General features: G+C 72.9%; 1 protein-coding gene. It reads right to left on the reverse strand.

The features are described from left to right. Positions 1-40: 40 nt before the first annotated feature. Positions 41-1,278: MFS transporter (locus tag PV721_RS43440; protein ID WP_319734402.1), on the reverse strand; the 1,238-nt coding region annotated here is incomplete at its 5' end.

The raw sequence follows: 1,278 nt of genomic DNA on the forward strand, positions 1-1,278 counted from the left end.
GCCCCGCACCCACCCCCGCCCGGCCCAGCGGTCCCAGCGACTAGGCCTGGGGGGACCCTGCGTCGTAGCGGGCGAAGTTCCGCCATCGCAGCGCGAGCAGGCCCAGTACGAGCACGCACGCCAGCCCCCCGCCCGTGACGGCCACGGTCGGGGAGGTCAGGTCGGCGGTGCTCCCGGCGATGAAGTCCCCGAGCCGGGGCCCGCCCGCGACGACCACGATGAAGACGCCCTGGAGGCGGCCGCGCATCTCGTCGGGCGTGGCGGCCTGGAGCATCGTGCTGCGGAACACCATCGAGACGGTGTCCGCGGCCCCGGCGAGGGCCAGGAAGAACAACCCGAGCCACAGGTTCCGGGTGAGTCCGAACACGGCGATGGCCAGTCCCCATCCGGCGACGGAGAGCAGGATCGCCAGCCCGTGCCGCTGGATGCGGCCCTGCCAGCCGGAGAACAGCCCGCCCAGCAGCGCCCCGGCGGCGATCGCGGCCACCATCAGGCCGACCGTCTTCGCGTCGCCGCCGTACCAGAGCGCGGCGGTGGCCGGGAACAGCGCCTTCGGCTGCGCCAGCACCATGGCGGCCATGTCGGTGAAGAAGGTCATCCGGATGTTCGGCCGGGTCCCGAGGAAGCGCAGTCCGTCGACGACGGAGGCCCGCCCCCGCGCCTCCTCGCCGCGCTCGGGCTTCATCGACGGCAGCCGCCACATCGCGTAGAGGGCGGCGGTGAAGGTCACGGCGTCGATCAGGTACGCCGACTGGTAGCCGCCGAGGGCGACGATCAGCCCGCCCAGCGCGGGCCCGACCATCGTCCCGAAGGTCATGGTCACGGAGTTCAGGGCATTGGCGGCGGGCAGCTGCTCGGCCGGCAGCAGCCTGGGGATCATGGCGGACCGCGCCGGTCCGGTGAGTGCCCCGCACACCGCCTGGAGGGCGACGACGCCGTACAGGAACCAGACCCGGTGGTAGTCGAGGACCGCGGCCCCTGCGAGTGCGACCGACAGGGCGGCGGCGCCGAAGGAGCTGTAGAGGCCGAGCTTGCGCCGGTCCACGGTGTCGGCGATGGCGCCGCCGTAGAGCCCGAAGACGACGAGCGGGACGAGCGAGAAGAGCCCGACGAGCCCCACGGAGAAGCTGGACCCGGTGATGTCGTAGACCTGGAGCGAGATGGCAAGGGCGGTCATCGCCTGGCCGACCCAGGAGATCGTGCCGCCGACCCACAGCCGCCGGTAGTCCACGGACGTGCGCAGAGGGGTGAGGTCGGCGAAAATGCGCCGCCGGGGGC

The organism is Streptomyces sp. MB09-01 (assembly GCF_033794505.1).
Taxonomy (GTDB): Bacteria; Actinomycetota; Actinomycetes; order Streptomycetales; family Streptomycetaceae; genus Streptomyces.